The organism is Streptomyces sp. NPDC059452, from assembly GCF_042750035.1.
Lineage (GTDB): Bacteria > Actinomycetota > Actinomycetes > Streptomycetales > Streptomycetaceae > Streptomyces.
Genome location: NZ_JBHYVE010000019.1, coordinates 137,273 through 154,976, shown reverse-complemented (window position 1 = coordinate 154,976; position 17,704 = coordinate 137,273). Strand labels below are relative to the sequence as shown.

Annotated in this window: 16 protein-coding genes; 12 read left to right on the top strand and 4 right to left on the bottom strand. The window is 69.5% G+C overall.

Features of this window, described 5'->3' with window-relative positions:
- Positions 1 to 518: 518 nt before the first annotated feature.
- Complete coding sequence (mshD, locus tag ACFW9Z_RS24465) at positions 519 to 1,442, bottom strand: mycothiol synthase (protein WP_384644416.1); 924 nt, start codon at positions 1,440 to 1,442, stop codon at positions 519 to 521.
- Between the two features lie 356 nt (positions 1,443 to 1,798).
- On the opposite strand from mshD, the gene ACFW9Z_RS24460 reads away from it, so the two are divergent.
- The 5 genes from ACFW9Z_RS24460 to ACFW9Z_RS24440 all read left to right on the top strand — a co-directional run bounded on the left by ACFW9Z_RS24460 (position 1,799) and on the right by ACFW9Z_RS24440 (position 7,479).
- Entirely contained in the window at positions 1,799 to 2,374 is a 576-nt protein-coding gene (locus ACFW9Z_RS24460) for a hypothetical protein (protein WP_384644415.1), read from the top strand.
- Between the two features lie 238 nt (positions 2,375 to 2,612).
- A complete protein-coding gene (locus ACFW9Z_RS24455; RefSeq protein ID WP_384644413.1) occupies positions 2,613 to 4,436 on the top strand; it encodes a bifunctional metallophosphatase/5'-nucleotidase in 1,824 nt (607 codons plus the stop codon).
- Between the two features lie 388 nt (positions 4,437 to 4,824).
- Positions 4,825 to 6,120: a hypothetical protein gene (locus tag ACFW9Z_RS24450; RefSeq protein ID WP_384644411.1), complete on the top strand. Its 1,296-nt coding sequence runs from the start codon at positions 4,825 to 4,827 to the stop codon at positions 6,118 to 6,120.
- A gap of 388 nt (positions 6,121 to 6,508) precedes the next feature.
- Positions 6,509 to 6,949, top strand: a complete 441-nt coding sequence (locus tag ACFW9Z_RS24445) for a peptidoglycan-binding protein (RefSeq protein WP_384644409.1) — start codon at positions 6,509 to 6,511, stop codon at positions 6,947 to 6,949.
- 92 nt (positions 6,950 to 7,041) lie between these two features.
- Positions 7,042 to 7,479 carry a peptidoglycan-binding protein gene (locus ACFW9Z_RS24440; protein WP_384644407.1) on the top strand — a complete coding sequence of 146 codons (438 nt, stop codon included), beginning with the start codon at positions 7,042 to 7,044 and terminating at the stop codon, positions 7,477 to 7,479.
- 287 nt (positions 7,480 to 7,766) lie between these two features.
- Here the strand turns inward: ACFW9Z_RS24440 and ACFW9Z_RS24435 are convergent, their stop codons facing one another.
- Together ACFW9Z_RS24435 and ACFW9Z_RS24430 are read right to left on the bottom strand one after the other, a co-directional pair.
- Positions 7,767 to 9,494: an immunity 49 family protein gene (locus ACFW9Z_RS24435; RefSeq protein WP_384644405.1), complete on the bottom strand. Its 1,728-nt coding sequence runs from the start codon at positions 9,492 to 9,494 to the stop codon at positions 7,767 to 7,769.
- Between the two features lie 127 nt (positions 9,495 to 9,621).
- Complete coding sequence (locus tag ACFW9Z_RS24430) at positions 9,622 to 10,386, bottom strand: isochorismatase family protein (RefSeq protein WP_384644403.1); 765 nt, start codon at positions 10,384 to 10,386, stop codon at positions 9,622 to 9,624.
- A 238-nt stretch (positions 10,387 to 10,624) separates the two neighbouring features.
- Here ACFW9Z_RS24430 and ACFW9Z_RS24425 point away from each other — a divergent pair, with 238 nt between their 5' ends.
- Both ACFW9Z_RS24425 and ACFW9Z_RS24420 read left to right on the top strand, forming a co-directional pair.
- A complete protein-coding gene (locus tag ACFW9Z_RS24425; protein WP_384644401.1) occupies positions 10,625 to 11,638 on the top strand; it encodes a GlxA family transcriptional regulator in 1,014 nt (337 codons plus the stop codon).
- A gap of 361 nt (positions 11,639 to 11,999) precedes the next feature.
- On the top strand, positions 12,000 to 13,133 hold the full coding sequence (locus ACFW9Z_RS24420) for a methyltransferase domain-containing protein (RefSeq protein ID WP_384644399.1): 1,134 nt from the start codon (positions 12,000 to 12,002) through the stop codon (positions 13,131 to 13,133).
- 178 nt (positions 13,134 to 13,311) lie between these two features.
- Here ACFW9Z_RS24420 and ACFW9Z_RS24415 read toward each other — a convergent pair whose 3' ends face one another.
- Positions 13,312 to 13,773 carry an ATP-binding protein gene (locus ACFW9Z_RS24415; RefSeq protein ID WP_384644397.1) on the bottom strand — a complete coding sequence of 154 codons (462 nt, stop codon included), beginning with the start codon at positions 13,771 to 13,773 and terminating at the stop codon, positions 13,312 to 13,314.
- A gap of 249 nt (positions 13,774 to 14,022) precedes the next feature.
- Here ACFW9Z_RS24415 and ACFW9Z_RS24410 point away from each other — a divergent pair, with 249 nt between their 5' ends.
- The 5 genes from ACFW9Z_RS24410 to ACFW9Z_RS24390 all read left to right on the top strand — a co-directional run bounded on the left by ACFW9Z_RS24410 (position 14,023) and on the right by ACFW9Z_RS24390 (position 17,547).
- Positions 14,023 to 14,874, top strand: coding sequence for a DUF5753 domain-containing protein (locus ACFW9Z_RS24410; protein ID WP_384644395.1), 852 nt, complete (start codon positions 14,023 to 14,025; stop codon positions 14,872 to 14,874).
- 12 nt (positions 14,875 to 14,886) lie between these two features.
- Positions 14,887 to 15,081, top strand: a complete 195-nt coding sequence (locus ACFW9Z_RS24405; protein WP_384644479.1) for a DUF397 domain-containing protein — start codon at positions 14,887 to 14,889, stop codon at positions 15,079 to 15,081.
- A 1,155-nt stretch (positions 15,082 to 16,236) separates the two neighbouring features.
- Entirely contained in the window at positions 16,237 to 16,719 is a 483-nt protein-coding gene (locus ACFW9Z_RS24400; RefSeq protein ID WP_384644393.1) for a hypothetical protein, read from the top strand.
- Positions 16,716 to 17,174: a hypothetical protein gene (locus ACFW9Z_RS24395; RefSeq protein ID WP_384644391.1), complete on the top strand. Its 459-nt coding sequence runs from the start codon at positions 16,716 to 16,718 to the stop codon at positions 17,172 to 17,174. Before ACFW9Z_RS24400 ends, ACFW9Z_RS24395 begins: the two co-directional genes overlap by 4 nt.
- Before the next feature lie 4 nt (positions 17,175 to 17,178).
- Positions 17,179 to 17,547 carry a GntR family transcriptional regulator gene (locus tag ACFW9Z_RS24390; protein WP_384644389.1) on the top strand — a complete coding sequence of 123 codons (369 nt, stop codon included), beginning with the start codon at positions 17,179 to 17,181 and terminating at the stop codon, positions 17,545 to 17,547.
- Positions 17,548 to 17,704: the final 157 nt, after the last annotated feature.

The window sequence follows — 17,704 nt, the reverse complement described above, 5'->3', positions numbered from 1 at the left end:
GGGGGGGGGGTGTTTTTGGTGGGGGCCTACGCACCTTTTCTGGGGGGCCGGGGCGGTGTTGCGCCCGGCGCACCCGGGGGGGGGCCCGCGCGCGTTCGGGCGCTCGGGCCCCGAGCTTCAACACCATCTGCCGACGTGACTTACGTCGGCCTTCTCTTTCCGCCGGTCCGCCGGTGAGGGCGGGTGAGCGGGGATCGCGGATGCGTGACCGGGGACCACCTTCCGATCTGGGGCCTGCGGTACCCGAGCGGTGTGTGCCTCGCCCGGGCGATCCTGATGGCGTCTGCTCCTTACCTCGTTCGGTTCGGTTCACTGACGCGGACAGGTCGGAATACCGCTGCACGGCCCCTGAAGGCCGCCCGGCCCGGCAACCAGCGGAGGAACCCACCGTTTCCGGCTCCACCACTCCACTGCCGTGCCGTCCTCGCTGTCCGGCTACGAGAAAAACACTAGACCCGTCGAATGCGAGATGTCTACTCCCGCCACGACAGATTTTCTTCAGAGGGGAGGTGCAGGGTTCAGGACTCCGTGCGGTACATCAGGTCCACCTCGTGCGTGGTGAACCCCATCCGCTCGTACACCGTCACGGCCGCCGTGTTGTCCGCGTCGACGTAGAGCATCGCCGTGGGCAGCCCCTCGGCGGCCAGATGGTGCAGGCCGATCGCGGTCAGCGCCTTGCCGAGGCCGCCGCCCTGGGCGTCGGGCAGCACGCCGACGACGTACACCTCGCCCAGCCGCTCCTCGGCGTGCACCTTCGTCCAGTGGAAGCCGACGAGCGCCCCGTCCCGCTCGGCCAGGAAGAACCCCTTCGGGTCGAACCAGGGCTCCGCCTTGCGGTCGTCCAGGTCCTGCTGGGTCAGGGAGCCCTGCTCGGGGTGGTGAGCAAAGGCGGCGCGGTTCACGGTGAGCCAGGCGGTGTCGTCACGGCCCGGCTCGAAGGTCCGTACGGTGACGCCTTCGGGCAGTACGGGCTCCGCGAGGTCGAGGGGGACCAGGCTCCGCCGGAGCTGGCGCAGCTCGCGGAAGAGGGAGAGGCCGAGGACCTGGGCCAGGTGCCGGGCCGCCGAGCTGCCGCCGTGCGCCCAGACCCGCAGCCGCTTGCCGGTCGCGGCGAGGAGGGCGGCGCCCAGGGCCCGCCCGTGGCCGGTGCCGCGCCGCTCGGGGTGGACGACGAGCTCGGCGGCCGGGGCCTCGACCGGGTCGGTGTCCTCCAACTGCGCGTACCCGGCGAGGGTTCCGCCGCTGGTGAGCAGGAAGTGGCGTACACCGACGCGGTGTCCGCCCCGGATCCGGAGCCTCCCCTGCTCGGAGACCGCCTGCCTGCCGTCGAACCGGGCCGCCTCGCCGAGGAGTTCGAGGACGGCGTCGGCCTGGGCGGGATCGAGCGCGTCGAGGGCCTGAATCTCGCGTCCGGGGGAGGGGAGGGGTGCGTCAGTCGTCATGGGGACGAGCGTACGGGGACCGGGGGCGCGGGCGGGGGTATGCCGGGGAGCCGTACGGAACGCGCGGCTTTCCCTACGGGCCTATGGGCCTACCGGCCTACGGGCGTCGATGCCATCGGAAATCGCTTCGGCGGGGTGCGAGTAGATTAAAGGATCTGTTGGTTCTTTCTCCGGGGTGGCTGCGCACCGTCACCCCGGACCCCAGGGATCCGGGAAGGGTATATGGGTATCGAAGGCGGGGGATTGGCGCTCCTGGCTTCCGTCGCGCTCGTATCCGCCCATTCCCGAATATGGCGGCCGGGTTCCCGCAAGGGCCGCTCCTGCCGTAACCCCGCCGCTGAAGCGGGAGCGGAAGGATGATGAGGAGAGGTACGGAGAGCGAGGCCGTCGAGGTGTCCGGCGCGGACCCGAGAGGCGCAGGTGACCGATACGCCGGGGCCATCGAGGCTGTACCCGACGTCGCCGTCCAAGCCCTGTACCGATGGTTCCTCAGGCGTTCGGAGAGGGGAAGGAATTCGCCGACTCTGGACGTCGATCTGACCGCGTTGCTCCGTGAGGCCCAGCGGGGGGAGTGTGATCCCGAGGAGGCTCGCGAGATGTTCGTGAGCTCGGCGGGGCACTGGGCCCTTCTGACGGGCTTCGGGGTCGTGGCGGCTATTCTCGTCGACTTCCTCTCCCGTGGCCTGTCCAATGTCGTCGTCATCCTCTCTCTGTCGGTCTTTCCCGCGTTCGCCCTGCTGTCCTTCGTCGATGCCATGAGGGCGAGGGCGCTGCGGGACGCGGAGGCGGAGAGGAGGAAGAAGAGGAAAAGGCAGGGAAAGAAGAGGCGGCCGATTCGCTGTTACCATCCGATCGGAAATCGCTGGATCATTCCGCTTGCGACGTCGGTTCTGCTGCTGCCGGTATGGATCGTGATCTTCTTCGCCGGATGACGGCGGATCTTCGTCGGCCCGGTTGACCTGGTGACCCGGTGACCAAGTGGTGAGGCGTCAGGCCGTCGGACTCTCAGGCTGTCAGGTGGTCCATTTGGCCGGATGGCAACCAGGTCGTAACCCCGAACACCTGTTGCGCTACGCGCGTTGACTCTAGGCTGCGGCACGCAGGATCCCAGGCGTGCGCCGTCGGCGCCACGCCTGACACGACCGCCACAACTGACACACAAGGGGACCGATGTCAGCGACTCCGCAGAAGAAACGTGCCTCCCGGCGGGTGCTCGCCGCGGCGGCGGGTCTGGCCACCGTGGGCGCGCTCGTCGCCGCGATGCCGGCCGGGGCCCATGACCGGGGCCACGGACACGGTCACGGTCACGGGCACGGCCACAAGCCCCGTACCGTCGATGTGCAGTTGCTGTCGTTCAACGACCTGCACGGCAACCTGGAGCCCCCGGCCGGTTCCGCCGGTGCGGTCTACAAGAAGCACGCGGACGGCAGGGTGGAGGAGATCGCCGCCGGTGGCGTCGCGCACCTGGCGAACTCGCTGCGCAAGGCCCGCAAGGGCAGCCCGTACTCCGTCACGGCGGCCGCGGGCGACCTGGTCGGCGCGAGCCCGCTGCTGTCGGGCCTCTTCCACGACGAGCCGACGATCGAGGCGCTCAACAAGCTGAAGCTGGACGTCTCGGCGGTCGGCAACCACGAGTTCGACGAGGGCGCGAAGGAGCTGGCCCGCCTCCAGAACGGTGGCTGTCACCCGGTCGACGGCTGTTACGAGAAGGGCAAGAAGTTCAAGGGCGCGGACTTCCCCTACCTGGCGGCCAACGTCACCAAGGAGAAGACCGGCAAGCCGCTGCTCAAGCCGTACACCATCTGGAAGAAGAACGGCGTCAAGGTCGGCTTCATCGGCGTGACCCTGGAGGGCACGCCGGACATCGTCACCGCCGAGGGCGTCAAGGGCCTCAAGTTCCACGACGAGATCAAGACGATCAACAAGTACGCCAAGGAGCTGGACCGCAAGGGCGTCAAGTCCATCGTGGCCCTGATCCACGAGGGCGGGGCCCCGGCCTCGACCTCGTACAACTACGACTGCGACAGCCCCGGCGCGGGCGACGGCATCTCCGGCCCGATCGTCGACATTGCCAAGGGCATCACGCCGAAGGTGGACGCCCTGGTCACGGGCCACACCCATCAGGCGTACGTGTGCACGGTCCCGGACCCGGCGGGCAAGCCGCGCATGGTCACCTCGGCCTCCTCGTTCGGCAAGCTCTACACGGACACCACGCTCACCTACGACCTGCGTACCCACGACATCGTCCGTACGTCGGTGAAGTCCGCGAACCACATCGTGACCCGGGACGGGAGTGGGGCCGATGACATGAACCGCCTGATCAAGCGCTGGAACAAGCTCGCCGCCCCGATCGCCAACGCGCCCCAGGGCTACATCAGCGCCGACATCAACGGCCGCGGCTCCACGGCCCCCGAGAAGCCGCTCGGCAACGTCATCGCCGATGCCCAGCTCGAAGGGCTCGCCCCGGCCGACAAGGGCGGCGCGCAGGTCGCGTTCATGAACCCGGGCGGCATCCGCGCGGACCTGGTGTACAAGGCGTCCGGCAGTGAGGGCGACGGGGTCGTCACGTACGGCGAGGCGTTCACCGTGCAGCCGTTCACCAACATGATGAACGTCGTCGACCTGACCGGCGCCCAGTTGGTCACCGCGCTCCAGCAGCAGGTCAGCGGCGCCAACGAGGCCGCCCCGAAGATCCTCCAGGTCTCCAAGGGCCTCACCTACACCCTCGACCTGACGAAGAGCGGCGCGGCCCGCGTGGTCACCGACTCCATCAAGCTGAACGGCGAGGCGATCGACCCGGCGCGCACCTACCGCGTCGCGATGAACGAGTTCCTCGCGGGCGGCGGCGACGGCTTCCCGGCCCTCGGCCAGGGCACGAACAAGCTGGTCGGCGCCTCCGACCTGGAGCTGTTCAACGCCTACCTGGCAGCCCACTCCTCGGCCACGGCCCCGCTGGCTCCGCCGGCCACGGACCGGATCACGGTCATTCAGTAACTTCTCTGCGGATGAAGCAACTCCTCTGTGAGTGAGGGGCGGTGGGCCGAAGCCGGGCCCGCCGCCTCTTCCGCGTTCCGCCTCTTCCGAGTTCCGGCCCTTCCGCGTACCGCTCCTGTCCCTGTCGCGGAAGCTCAGTTGCGCTTCACGGATGCCGACGGGCTGTCACGAAGGCCCGTCATGACGGGCCGTCGCGAAGGGGTGGGGCTGACGCGAGACTGACGCGCAAGTCCGTTCCACGGCAGCGAATCGTCAGCGAAACGCCAGCGGTGAATGGGACTTTCCCCGTGTGAAGGCGGGGTGAACGCGATTCCCCGATCACGCTGCTCGAAAGAAGCCGCGTATCGGAGCGTGGCTTCTTCCTCTTCTTCTCAGACAGGGAGAACGCATGGCCCGCAAGCTAGTGCATTCGGCGGTGACCACGGGGATGGTTCTGCTGCTCTCGGCGCCCATGACCAGTTCGGCCACTCCCGCGCAGAGCCCTGCCCCGATCAACCAGGCGGGCGCCGCCGCGGTCCCCGCGGGCGGTCTCCCGACGGCCGAGCTCGCAGCCGAGTCCCGGCTCAACGACGCCGGGAACGAGGTCTGGAATCTGGTTCACCAGGACCCCAAGAGCAATTACGCGGGGTTGGAGGTGTCCGCCGCGACCAGCAGTTACATACTCCGCTGGAAGGGCAAGGTGCCCCAGGAGGTGAACAAGGTCGTTGAAGCGCACCGGAAGAAGGGCATCAAGGTCACCGTCGCCTCCGCCCGTTACAACCGGAACGAACTGAAGGAGCAGTCCTACCGGGTGATGAAGTCCGACATCCGGGTGCAAGGTGCCAGAATCCGGTCCGCGGGTGGGAGCAACGACGGCAACGCGCTCGAGATCGGCCTGGACTCGTCCGACCTTCAGAAGTCGGCGGCCAAGGCGCTCTCCCCCAGTGCCGCCGCGGAGATCCCGGCGGACCTCACGGGCGGAATACCGGTGAGGCTCAAGAAGTCCGGTCCGGCGATACCGCAGGTGGCCGGGACGCGGTACAGCGACGTGAACCCCTACGCCGGCGGTGCCATGATCCGTAACCCGACGGCGGGCGGGGGCTGCACCAGCGGCTTCTCCGCCATGTACGACGGCAAGTTCTTCCTGCTGACGGCGGCGCACTGCGCCAAGTCCCGTGGGGACAACATCCAGACCGGTGACGGCCGCCGCAGGGTCGGCGCCATCGCGGATATCCACAACGACGTGGACACGGCCTTCATATGGGTCGCCGGGCAGTCGATCCAGGAGGTCTACACGGGCGGTCTCAAGGACGGGAGGAGCCGCTTCACCGTGGGTATCAAGCAGGTGTTCGTCGGCCAGAACGGCGTGTGCTTCAGCGGCTCCTACTCGTCCGTGGAGAACTGCTTCGCCTCCGTGGTGAGCGAGAAGCAGTGGGTGAAATACACCGACGGCGTGACCCGCTGGGTCCAGTATTACCGGGGCAAGGACAACCGTCTGCTGTCCGGCCAGGGTGACAGCGGCGGCCCGATCTACTCGCTGGACGCCAATGGAAGGGCCAAGCTGCACGGCCTGATCTCCGGCGGCTCGGACAGAATTCCGTGCCCCGACATCTTCGGCAACCCCCGTCTCTGCAGTTCCCTCAGCCTGGGCACGGACATCACCGATGTCGCGTCCCGGTACAAGGGAATGTCGTTCCAGTGGTGACACGGCACCACTGAGCCCGGTTCCTCCGCGAGGCACCGGTTCGGCCGGCGGGTCCGCCGACCACGGACCGGATCACGGTCATTCAGCAACTCCTCAGCGAATGAAGAAACTCCTCGGCGGGTGAGGGGCGGTGGGCCGAAGCCGGGCCTGCCGCCCCTTCGGCGTTCCGGCTCCCCGTTCCGGCTCCCCGAGGCACGTCCGCAGCGCGCGCAGCCGTCCCGCCCCCGAGGCATCGGCGCAGCTCACCGGCCTGGGACGTCCCGGGCCGTCCCGGGACGTCCCAGTCTCCTTGTGGCCTGGTGGGCCCGGTGTCAGGGTGGCGCCGCAACCAGCCGCAGGCCGCCCGTACCGGGCTGCCCGGCGCAGGCCTCGAAGATTTCGGAGACGTATGAACCTGAAGAAGAAGCTCGCGGGCACCACTGGCGTCCTCGTGCTCTCCGCAGGGCTCCTGGGTGTCGGCGTGGCCACCGCCCCGGCGGCACACGCCGCCACCACCTGCACGACCCTCGTGACGACGAACATGGGCAGCCAGTACTGGGCGGACCAGCCCTCCACGAACAGCTGGTCCACCAACTGCGTTCTCTCCCAGGGCAGCCAGGGCCTCGCAGTCCGGGCGCTCCAGCAGTCGCTGAAGAACTGCGTGGACAGCTGGACCCGTACCAACATCACCGTGGACGGCCAGTTCGGGCCGCTCACCGCACAGGCCGTGCGGAGGGCGCAGGCCAAGTACGGCTCCGCGGTGGACGGCGTCTACGGCCCCAACACCCGTAACGCCATGCGCTGGTGGTCGAAGAACTACAACGGCGGCGCCAACGCCTGCCGCGGCTGACCCGGCCCCCACCCACCCGGGTCTCGGCCTCACCCGGGCCGCGTCCACCGAGAGCCCCAGAACTCAGCACCTTTCCCGGAAGGAACTTCTCCATGCGCATCCGCCGTACCGCAGCCTCCCTCGCCACCCTCGGACTGCTCGCCGCCGGAGCGGTCGTCGGCACCGCCGGCACCGCCCAGGCCGCCACCCACTGCAAGGGTGTCTCGACCTACTCCAACCAGTACGGCAACTACACCAAGCCGACCACGACGGCCGGCAGCAAGAACACCAACTGCATCCTCTCCAACGGCGACGGCTTCAACGGCGGAGGCCAGAACACCGCCGTCAAGCAGCTCCAGCGCTCCCTGAACAGGTGTCATGCCGGGTCGGACATCGCCGTGGACGGCATGTACGGGGCCGCCACGGCCAACAGGCTGAAGGAAGTCCAGCGCAACCGGGGCATCCCCGCGGACGGCGTGTTCGGGCCGCAGACCTCGGCGAAGATCCACTGGGCGATGTCGGGTGCGACCGGCTGCGTGTACGCCCCGTAGGAGCACCGGGGACGACGGTCCGCCCCGACCGGTGGACTGGCCGGCCTGTTGACCGGCGAGGCCCTGCGAGCGGGACCGGGCCCAGCGGCGGGGCACGCTCCTCTTCCTCTACGCCGAGGGGCTGCCCCTGCTGGACCCGGACGGCCAGGTGTCCCGCGCCTGCGAGCGGGCCTGCCAGGTGCTGGCCGCCGGGCCGCCCGCGCTCACTCCGGCCGAGGCGGAGCGGAGCCGCTATCTGCGGACCTGCTTCATGGATGACGTGGCAGACCTGGCCGCCCCCCCATCGCTCAGGTCGCGAACTCTCCGTACCAGGAGCGCATGATCAGGTGCTTCGGCAGGCGGGGCAAGGTCGCGTCCACCGGGAAGTCGCCGTCGTGGGCGAGGCAGGCCAGGGCCAGGGGGCCCAGGGCCGCGTGGGTGCGGGCGTCCGGGGAGTCGGCCCAGTAGCGGTCGTGGTGGGCCACCGCCTCGGTGAGGGTCTCCGCGAACGCCTCGTGGTTGCGGGTGATGAGGCGGTGGAAGAGGGCGACGGGCTGGTAGTCGATCAGGTTCAGCAGGTCGGGCGCGGTGCGCGTCGCGGCCTTGGGGTCGGACGCCTCCATCGTGGCGATGAGCTTCTGGACGACATCGTCCAGGGACTGCCCGATCCAGTAGGTCTGGAGGGTGTCGATCCAGTGGAACAGGTACGCGTCCTGCGACGGATCGGCGAGGCGCAGGTCGTCCAGGGGGACGCGTACCAGCCGGGACAGACGGTCTCCCTCACGGCAGGCCAGGGCGAACCAGAACGCGGTCAGCCAGGCGCGGCCGTTCGCGTGCGGGGTCGGGCCGGTGGCGGGCAGGGCGATCACGCGGTCACCGACGCGGCACTCCACCTCGCCCTCGCGGGCAACGGAGGTGGCGAACAGCGCGTCGCCCAGCTGCATCGCGAGGACCCAGGCCTCCCACGTCTCCAGCTTCGCCGCGTCGGGGTCGTCCGCGCAGCGGGCGTGGGCGTGTGCCACCGCCGCGCTGAAGGCTTCGGGGAGCGCGGCCGGGTCCTGGGGCAGGTTGTCCGTCAACTGCCGCAGATCTGAGTGGAGTTGAGAGTGGGATGGCGCTGCTGTCGCTGCACGTTGACCCCCGTGCAGGCTCCGCATCAGCTCCAGCAGCTCCGGCGGCTGTGTGACCGACAGGGCGCGGGTCTCCGGGTCGAAGGAGGTGAGGCAGACCAGGCCGCCGTCCCGCCGCCACCAGTACAGCAGCGGGGAGAGGGCCCCGGGCCCGTCCTCGTACGCGCCCAGGGCGTACGCCGCCAGGTCGTTGACGGCGTCGACCACCGTGCCGTCGAGGATCGGGTGGAATGCCAGCAGGTGCCGGGTCGGTACGACGACGAGCGCGCCGGCCTCCGGCAGGTCGTGGCCGGTGAGGGTACGGGCCAGGTCGCCCAGGACCAGGGCCTTGCTCGCCACGAAGTGGGAGTCGCCGTACACGGAGTGCAGGAGGGCGCCCGAGGGGGTGCGCATCTCCTCGTACTCCACTGGTTCGGCCAGCAGGTTCGCCCGGCCCGCCGCCTCCAGTTCGTCGAGACCGGCCCGTGCGACGTCGGCGTCGGTGAGCATCCGTACGGAGTCGGGCGCGTCCAGGGCGAGCGCGGTGACCAGTCCGTCCGCAGGCCGCCGGGCGTAGCGGAACCCGGCCGCCACATCCCCGCCGATCGCCTCGGCTGGCAGCAGGCGCAGGAAGGTCCGGGGCAGCAGCTCGTCGGCGTTCTCACCGCCCTGAGCGGCCGTGTCCAGAGAGGTGAAGTGAGTCGCTATCAGCTCGGGCCAGCGCTGCGGGTCCTCGGCCAGACACCGTTGGGCCAGCGTGGTGAGCATGTGCGTGGACCGCTCGCGTACGGCCGTCGCTCCGTCCACCCGGGGGTGCGCGCCGTCCCGGGCGGACAGGTCGTCGGCCACCAGCCGGCGCAGGCGGTCGGCCTGGGCGGTGGTCAGCATGGGCAGGTGGGCGTCGGGTGCGTGGTTGTCCTGGGTCACCCGGAAACCCTACTGAGGGCGCTTCCCCTCCCGGAGCACACGGTCGCCGGCGCGGAGGGGGTGGAAGCGCGGAGGGGGGGCGGAGGGGGAACCTCTGCGGGGGTGAGGGGGAGGCCGGGGAGGTGGGCTACCTCAGGGACTTCTGCGTCGGCACGACCACCCCGTACAGATCCTGGATCGTGGCCAGTGCGGAGGCGTGGAGCTGCTCCGCCGGGATGCCGTTCGGGTTGCCGTTCAGCGGCAGCGGCCGGGTCGCCGAGGCGTCGGCCACCACGGTCGGGCTGTTGCCGTTGATGAACGCGCCCTGTGTGGTGAACAGGGTGCACATGTTGGTCATGAACCCGGCGATGATCACGTTCGTGCGCCCGGCCTTCTTCACCTCGGCGGCGAGGTTCGTGCCGTGGAACGCGTTCGGGACGCTCTTCTCGACGACCGGCTCCCCCTTGACCGGCTTCACGGCGGGAATGATCTGCCCCGCCTCCGAGGTGAGGTCGTACCCCTTGTCGACGATGTGGATGACCGGCGTTCCGGCGGCGCGGGCGCGCTTCAGCAGGGCGGCGGTGTTGTCCACGGCGGGCTGCCAGCCGTCGAGTTCCATCACGCCGCTGGTGTAGGTGTTCTGGTAGTCGACGAGGACGAGCGTCGCGTCGGCGAGCGTCGCCGGGGTCTCGTCGAGCTTGTTGAGCGTGCGGAGCGTGGTCGTGTTCTCGGCGACGTTCTTCGTAGCGGGCTCGGCAGCGGGTTTGGTAGCGGGTTTGGCAGCGGGCTTCGCTGACCCGCCGCTGTCCGTCTCCTTTCCGGTGGCGGCCTCGGGGCTTCCGCCGCACGCGGTGACGGTGGTCGCGAGGACGGCGGCGACACCGATCGCGGTGGCGGTGCGGAGCAGCTTCATCGGACGATCTCCTTCTGGGATGCGACGACGGCCCCGTACCGCCTTGAGGTCATGTGTCGGGGAGGGCTCGCGCATCCCGGGTGTCTGGCTCCTGGACGGCTCCCGTGTCTCCCGGGCTGCGAGCTGTCTCAGACGCTATGACCCATCCGGCATGTCCACAATGACGACTAGCATGCAGATACGGACATGCGGAAGCGGGCGCGTGGAGACGGCCGAACTACCGTCTTCTGTACGGCTGATGAGGGGGATCATCATGGGCGTCACCGCCGGACGGCTGGTCGTCATCGTTCTCTTCGAGGGCGTCGACCTGCTCGATGTCACCGGGCCGCCGGAGGTCTTCTCGCTCGCCCGGCGGGAGACGGATGACGCGGCGGGTTACGAAGTCGTCCTCGCGGCAAGGGGTTTGGAGCCCGTCACCACGGGCGCCGGGGTCGGCATCCTCCCCGACATCACCTTCGAGGACGCAGCCGCGAGGAGGATCGACACGCTGATCGTGCCCGGTTCGGTGGAGGTCGACAGCGAGCGCCGGGTGCATGCCCTGGTCGACCCCGAACTGGTCGGCTGGGTGAAGGTGCTCGCCGCGCGGACCCGCCGGGTCACCTCCGTATGCGTAGGAGCACATCTTCTCGCTGCCGCCGGCCTCCTCGACGGCAAGCGCGCCACCACCCACTGGTCGACCGCGCGCCAACTGGCCTCGGAACACCCGGCCGTTGAGGTCGACGCCGACCCGATCTTCATCCGCGAGGGCGATGTGTGGACCGGGGCGGGGATCAGCGCCTGCCTGGACCTGTCACTGGCCCTGATCGCCGACGACCTGGGCGAGGCCGTCGCGCTGCGCGTGGCACGGCAGTTGGTGATGTACCTGAAGCGGCAGAGCGGGCAGAGCCAGTTCAGCGTGCCCCTGGAACAGGTGTCGACGACCCGCCGTATCGAGGATCTGCGGCACCACATCATGCGCCACCTCGGCGAGCCGCTGACGGTCGCGGAGCTGGCGGAGTTCGCCCACGTCAGCGACCGCCACCTGACCCGGATCTTCAAGTCGGAGCTGGGGATGACCCCGTACGCGTACATCGAGTCCGTACGGGTCGAGAAGGCCCGCAACGAACTGGAGTCCTCCGACGCCACCCTGGAACGGATCGCCTCGGCCTGCGGGTTCGGCACGGTGGACACCCTGGTACGGGCGTTCCGGCGACGGCTGAACACGACACCCACGGAGTACCGGCGCCGGTTCAGGTCGTCGCACGTGGTCTGACGCGTCATGTTGTACGGGGGGTGGGGCTGGTTGTACGGGGGTGGGGCTGGGGGCCGGGGGTGGCTGCCCGGCGCCGGACCGGCGGTTCACCGGCTACCCGGCGTTCATGCGGTCCCGCCACCCGCGCCCGGGCGGCCCTGCGCCCGAAGACCAGGACATTGTGGCCAATTTCCCACTGTCCTGGACGTCTCGCTCTCCGGCAGCATGTTCTTGCTGTGAGAAACCTGGGGGAGGGCGTTCCGATGGGTAAGCACGAAAAGCCGCAGCCGAGCCCGGGCCAGGGGACTCCCCCGCCGAACAACGCGGACGGCAAGGTCCCGACTCCGCCTGCGCAGAACGGGAAGCACAAGAAGGACTAGGTATGCGCGAGACCTCCCACGCGGCTGAGCGTCTGCTGTCCGCGATGGACCGCGCCGGCGCCTGGCCCGCCCGCTCGCCGTGGATCCGGCAGGCCGCCGCCGCCCTGCCCCGTGAGCAGTTCGCACCGCAGCGCATCTGGCACTGGAACGGGCATGACTACACCCCCGTCGATCACCGACTCGACCCTGACCGGTGGGACGCGATCGTGTATCCGGGGCCGGACGAGCCCACCGTGACCCACATCATCGACGGTGTGCCGACGTCGAGTCTGAGTTGCGAGGCGATCGTCGCGGACATGCTCGACTCTCTCCTCCTGGAGGAGGGACACCGCACGCTGGAGCTGGGCACGGGCAGTGGCCGCAACGCCGCCCTGCTGGCCTACCAGGCCGGACCGGGCAGAGTGATCACGGTGGAGGTCGACGAAGAGCTGGCCGCCTCCGCCCGCCGCGTTCTACGTGAGGCCCGCGCCGAAGTGATCGTGCAGGTCGGTGACGGCGGGGCGGGCTGCCCCGCCGACGCACCCTTCGACCGGGTGATCTCGACCTACGCGGTTGACCCTGTCCCCTGGGCGTGGGTCGCCCAGACCCGCCCTGGAGGCCGGATCGTCACTCCGTGGGGCAGGTTGGGGCATGTCGCGCTGACGGTCGCGCCCGACGGGAAGTCCGCATCGGGGTGGATGCAGGGCCTCGCCCAGTTCATGCCTTCCCGCGCCACCCGCGCAGAGCCGGCTTGGAGAGAGATCCGGGAACAGTGCGAGGCTCACGGCGAGCGGCACTTCGTGCGGGACATCGCGCTTCTGCGGACACATGCTCACCTGAGGTTCGCCCTGCGTGTCGCGGTTCCGGACCTGCGCATCGCCACCGCCCCGGACGTGGACGCGGACGGGGTGAACGCCTGGCTCCACGACGGCGTCTCCTCCTGGGCCACGCTGTCCGCGCAGGAGGACGGGAGGACCACCGCTCATCAGGGAGGCCCGCGCAACCTGGCGGACGAGCTCGAACAGGCGTGGCAGCGGTGGCTGGACGCAGGGCAGCCCGAGCTCTACGACTTCGGCATGACCGTGGAGCCCGCTCGGCAGACCGTATGGTGCGAGAAGCCCGAGGCGGTGTGGCGAACCACGGACACCGCCCCGTAGCGTTCCGATGGGCCTTCAGGGCGGGCCACCCGGATGTCCAGGGGCCTCGAACACGGCGGGCCACCGCCGCGCCGAAGCGGGAGCTGCCCCGCCGTGCGTTCCCCGGGCCCGAGCGTCATCCCGGCGGCCGGCCCCCCGACGACCAGGGCGACCACCGGAAAGTCCCACGCCGTGAGGTTCACGTAGTCAACTCCGGCCGCCCGAGGGTGAACCAGACGACGGTACGCCCGGGGTACTGGGGACCGCCGCTGCCCGTGCCCCAGGCCAGCGCCAGGCTCTCCACGAGGGCGAGCCCGCGTCCGTGTTCCTCCTCCGGGCCCGCCGTCGGCGCACCGAGGGTCCCGAACGCCGTGTGCACCGGCCCGCCGTCATCCGTGACGGCGACGGTGACCCGCTTCCGGTTGACGGCCACGTGCACCCGGATGAGCGGCGTACGGGTGTGGCAGTGCGCGTTGGTGACCAGCTCGGTGACGCAGAGCCGGGCGTCGTCGACCAGCCCCGGGTGCCGGCTGACGCCCAGCAGCGAGGAGAGGAAGTCCCTTGCGATCCTCGGGGCGTTGGCGGTGTTGGGCAGAGTAAGGCGGTAGCTCTCGCCGCCGAGATGGTTCGGCGGTACGGGAGTTGGGGTGGCGGTGGTCATGTCGTTCTCCCCATGCGGTCCGGTTCTGCGAACGGATGTGCTGTTCCTCGCCCGTGGCGATGGCTGCACGGGCGCACACCTCAACGCGCGCCTGTGCAGCTGCACTTCGGGGTGGCCGAGGTGCAGCTCGGTACTGGGGGAGACCATAGCGTCGAGTCGCACTTGTCGTACCTGAATGGATTATTAAGTAGCCGAATGGATTACGGTGGTGGCGCTGGTCACACTGTGAGGCGACAAGAGGAGAGGCCGATGCCACCAAGGAAGGCGCCCACCGCACGGCAGTGTCGCGTAGGTGCTGAGCTGCGCAAGATGCGGCAGAGTGCGGGGCTGGCGCTCGCTGAGGCCGCCGCCCTGCTCGGTGTGGAGCGCACCACCATCAGCAACACGGAGTCGGGACGCTTCGGCGTGAGCGGCGAGCGGGTCCGTAACTGGGCGGGCGCCTACGCGTGCCCTGATGAGGCGTACGTGGAAGCGCTCGCCGCGATGGCGGAGGAGCGGGGGCGGGGGTGGTGGGAGGACTACCGCAACGATCTCATCAGTAGGGCGCTGGATCTGGCCGAGCTGGAGCACCATGCGGTGGGCATCAGGGCGGTGCAGATCATGCATATGCCTGGGCTGCTCCAGACCGAGGACTACGCTCGTGCGGTACTCGCGGAGACTGTTCCGCCCCCGGCCCCAGCTCGACAGAGGCGCCACCTCTCCCACCGGCTCAAGCGGCGGGATGTCCTCGACCGGGAGAGCGCGCCGACCTGCACATTCCTCGTCCATGAGGCGGCGCTGCGGATGACGTACGGCGACTCCAGCATCGCGCGGGGCCAGTTGGAGTACCTGCTGCGTGAGTCGGAGCGCGACAATGTCACCGTTCGGGTGGTCCCCTTCGCCGCTGGCGGATTCCCGGATGCGGGAAGCTCGACGCAGTATGTCTACGGTCCTGTTCCGCAGCTGGATACTGTGCTGACGGACACGGCAACCGGGCCCGCGTTCCTGGACGCCGAGACGCGTCTGTCGAACTATCGGGCGACGATGGATCGGGTCGAGGGGTTGTCTCTGGATCCGCGAAAGTCAAGAGACTTCATTCGTGAGGTCGCACAACAAGTGTGAGGCGTGAAGTACGTGGAAATTCAGTGGCGCAAGTCGTCGAAGTCGTCGAATGCCGAGGGCAACGCCTGCCTGGAGCTGGCCGAGCACAACGGCGAGATCCTGCTGCGTGAGAGCGACAACCCCGACGTGATCGTCCGTACGACGCGCACCAAGCTCCGGGCGTTCCTGGGTGGTGCGAAGGAGGGCGAGTTCGACGACTTCGCCTGAGCCTCTGTGGTGAGGCAGCGAGCGGTCCCCATCGGCGCAGATGGGGGCCGCTCGCTGTTTGTATCACTTGTTTATTCACCAAGAATCACTCGTTAGACGTCAAACACTTGATACGTGTCCGCACGACACGCTAGCTTCCTGATGTGCCGCCCCGTCATGTGGCGGCCAACTCCCCTGTCGTCTGCGCCCGTTGGGGGAGACCCGAACCAGGGCGCCCCCTCTCCTGAGCTCGTCACGCCGGCCGTGGGCAGGGGGCGTTCCTGGTGTCACGTCAGGAGGCTGCGTCATGCTCGATCACGTCCCCGACCCCGTCGAACCCGTCCCGTTCGCGTACTGGTGCGAGCGGTCCACGTACGGCTCGGCGGACGCGGATCTTGATGAGCCCGACTCCTTCGTGCGGTACTCCGCCGCTACGCCCGGCCGGGCGATCCGGCGCATCCGGGAGGAGGCGCGGAACCTGCTCAGTGGGTTACCGGAGGCCGAGCGACCGGTTCTGGGGTGGGTCGAGGGGCCGGGGCGGGTGCGGTCCATCGGGGGCGTGCCTGCGGGTTCACGTTGCGGCACGGGGACGGGTGGAGCGAGTGGGTCGTGCGCCCGTACCTCGTCTTTCCGGTGGATCCGGCGGCCCTGCTGCCCGTTCTGGCTCTGCGGTCCGAGCTCTGCGGCGGGTGTGCGCCCCGCGCGCAGGGGTGCTGACCGATACTGGTTCGGCGAGGTCGGGGGGCTCGCGCAGAGGGGGCGGGGGCGTGGGCTTCTGATGGGCGGCAGTCGGTTTCCGTAAGGGGAGAGGGGCCTCGTGGTGGATCGGGATCGTGCGCTTCGGCTCTGCCGGCTCGTCGTCTGTATGGCCATGTTCCTCGTCTGCGTTCATGTTCTGCAGTCGATGTGGATGGCTCTCCTTGTCAGCCTGGCCATGGGAGCCGTCAGTGGCATCCTCCTGCCCTGTCTGTTCCGTCGGAAGGGCCCCGGCGGGCAGGGTGAGCGGTCTGCCGGCGCTCAGGGCTGATCCGGCCCGGGTGGGTGGGAGGGCGGATGCTCGGTATGTCGATGACGGGTGGTTGAAGCTTCGGTCGGGGCCCGGCCGTTCCCTTGTCTCATTGTTATACTTATTCGGCATCAACTGCCTTAATGGTCCAGTCAGTTGGAGGAGCCCTCATGGAGACCCGCACCGACTACACCCAGTCGGAGACCTCTTCCTTATCCCGGATCGCTCTGGGTGCCGGTCCCTGGATCGCCGCCGCCGTGGCGCAGGTCATCGTCTACGCCGCCGTCCGTGACCGCCTCCCGAGCGAGGTGGTTTCCCATATCGGGACCTCCGGGCCCGACGGATTCATGGAGCCGTTCCGGCTCGTCGCCATCACGGTCGGGGTGTTCCTGGCCGAGGCGGCTCTCTTCGGGTACCTGTTGGTACGTCGCCGCCAGACGGTGGGGCAGTACCGGCTCGTCGCCGCCCTGGCCTGGGGCGTCGCGGCGGGCGAGGGGTACCTCCTCATAGCCTCCTTCGCCGCCAACGCGGGGCTGTCCGACCCTCGAGACCTGGACTTTCCCATGGCGGTGCACCTCCCCATCACCGTGGCGATCGGCCTCGTGGCCGGGGCCGTCGGGGCCGCTCTCGTATGGAAGTCGGCCCGGCGATGAGCACGCCCGCCGGACGCCGAGCGGCCTGGAGCCGCGACGCGGGACCCGCATGGTGCGTCCCCGTCGGACTCGTCGTGGTCGTGGCGAGCGTCGTCGTCACGCTGATGACGGCCGTGGCCTGGTGGCTCTTCCCGGCCCTGCCCGTCGGAATCCTCCTGATCCTGTTCGGGAGTTGCCGCGTGGCTGTGGACGCGCGGGGGGTCACCGTGACGGTCGCCCGGCTGCCGCTCCGGCGGTTCCCCCTGGACTCGATCGTGGCGGCCCGCTCCGGATATGCCAGGCTGGCGGATCTGGGGGGATTCGGATACCGCATCATGCCCGGGCGGCACACGGTCTCGCTCAGGCCCGGTGACGCCCTGTGGCTGGAACTGAAGAGCGGCCGCGAGTTCGTCGTCACGGTCGACGACGCCGAGACCGCCGCGAACCTCGTCATGGAACTCCTGGAAGGGCAGTAGCTCCATGTTGGTGGAGATCGACACAAGCTCTCCGCAACCGTTGACCGAGCAGGTCGCGGCAGCCGTGCGCCGCGCCATGGCGGCCGGATCGCTGCGGGTCGGCGACCGGCTGCCGACCGCCCGCGCCCTGGCCGAGTCGCTGGGCGTCAGCATCCACACCATCCTGCGCGGATACCAGACGCTCCAGGCCGAAGGGCTCATCGAGCTGCGTCGCGGGCGCGGGGCGATCGTGGTCGCCCCGGTTCCGTACGACCGTGCCGCCGTCGTCGAGCAGGCACGGCAACTGGTCTCCTCCGCACGGCGGATCGGGATGTCCGATGCCGAGACCCTGGCTCTGCTCGCCCGGTGTCTGGGGCAGGCCGGAGGAGAGTGAACGGCTGGGGAGGAGGAGGGAGGGAGGGGGCGGCAGCGGCGGGTCGGGGGGGGCCGGGGCCCGGGCGCCCCCCCCCACCGGGGGGGCGCGGGGGGGGCGCGGCCCGGGCGACCCCCCAGGGGGGGGGGGGGTTTAAAAAAAAGAAGCAGGCGGCCAG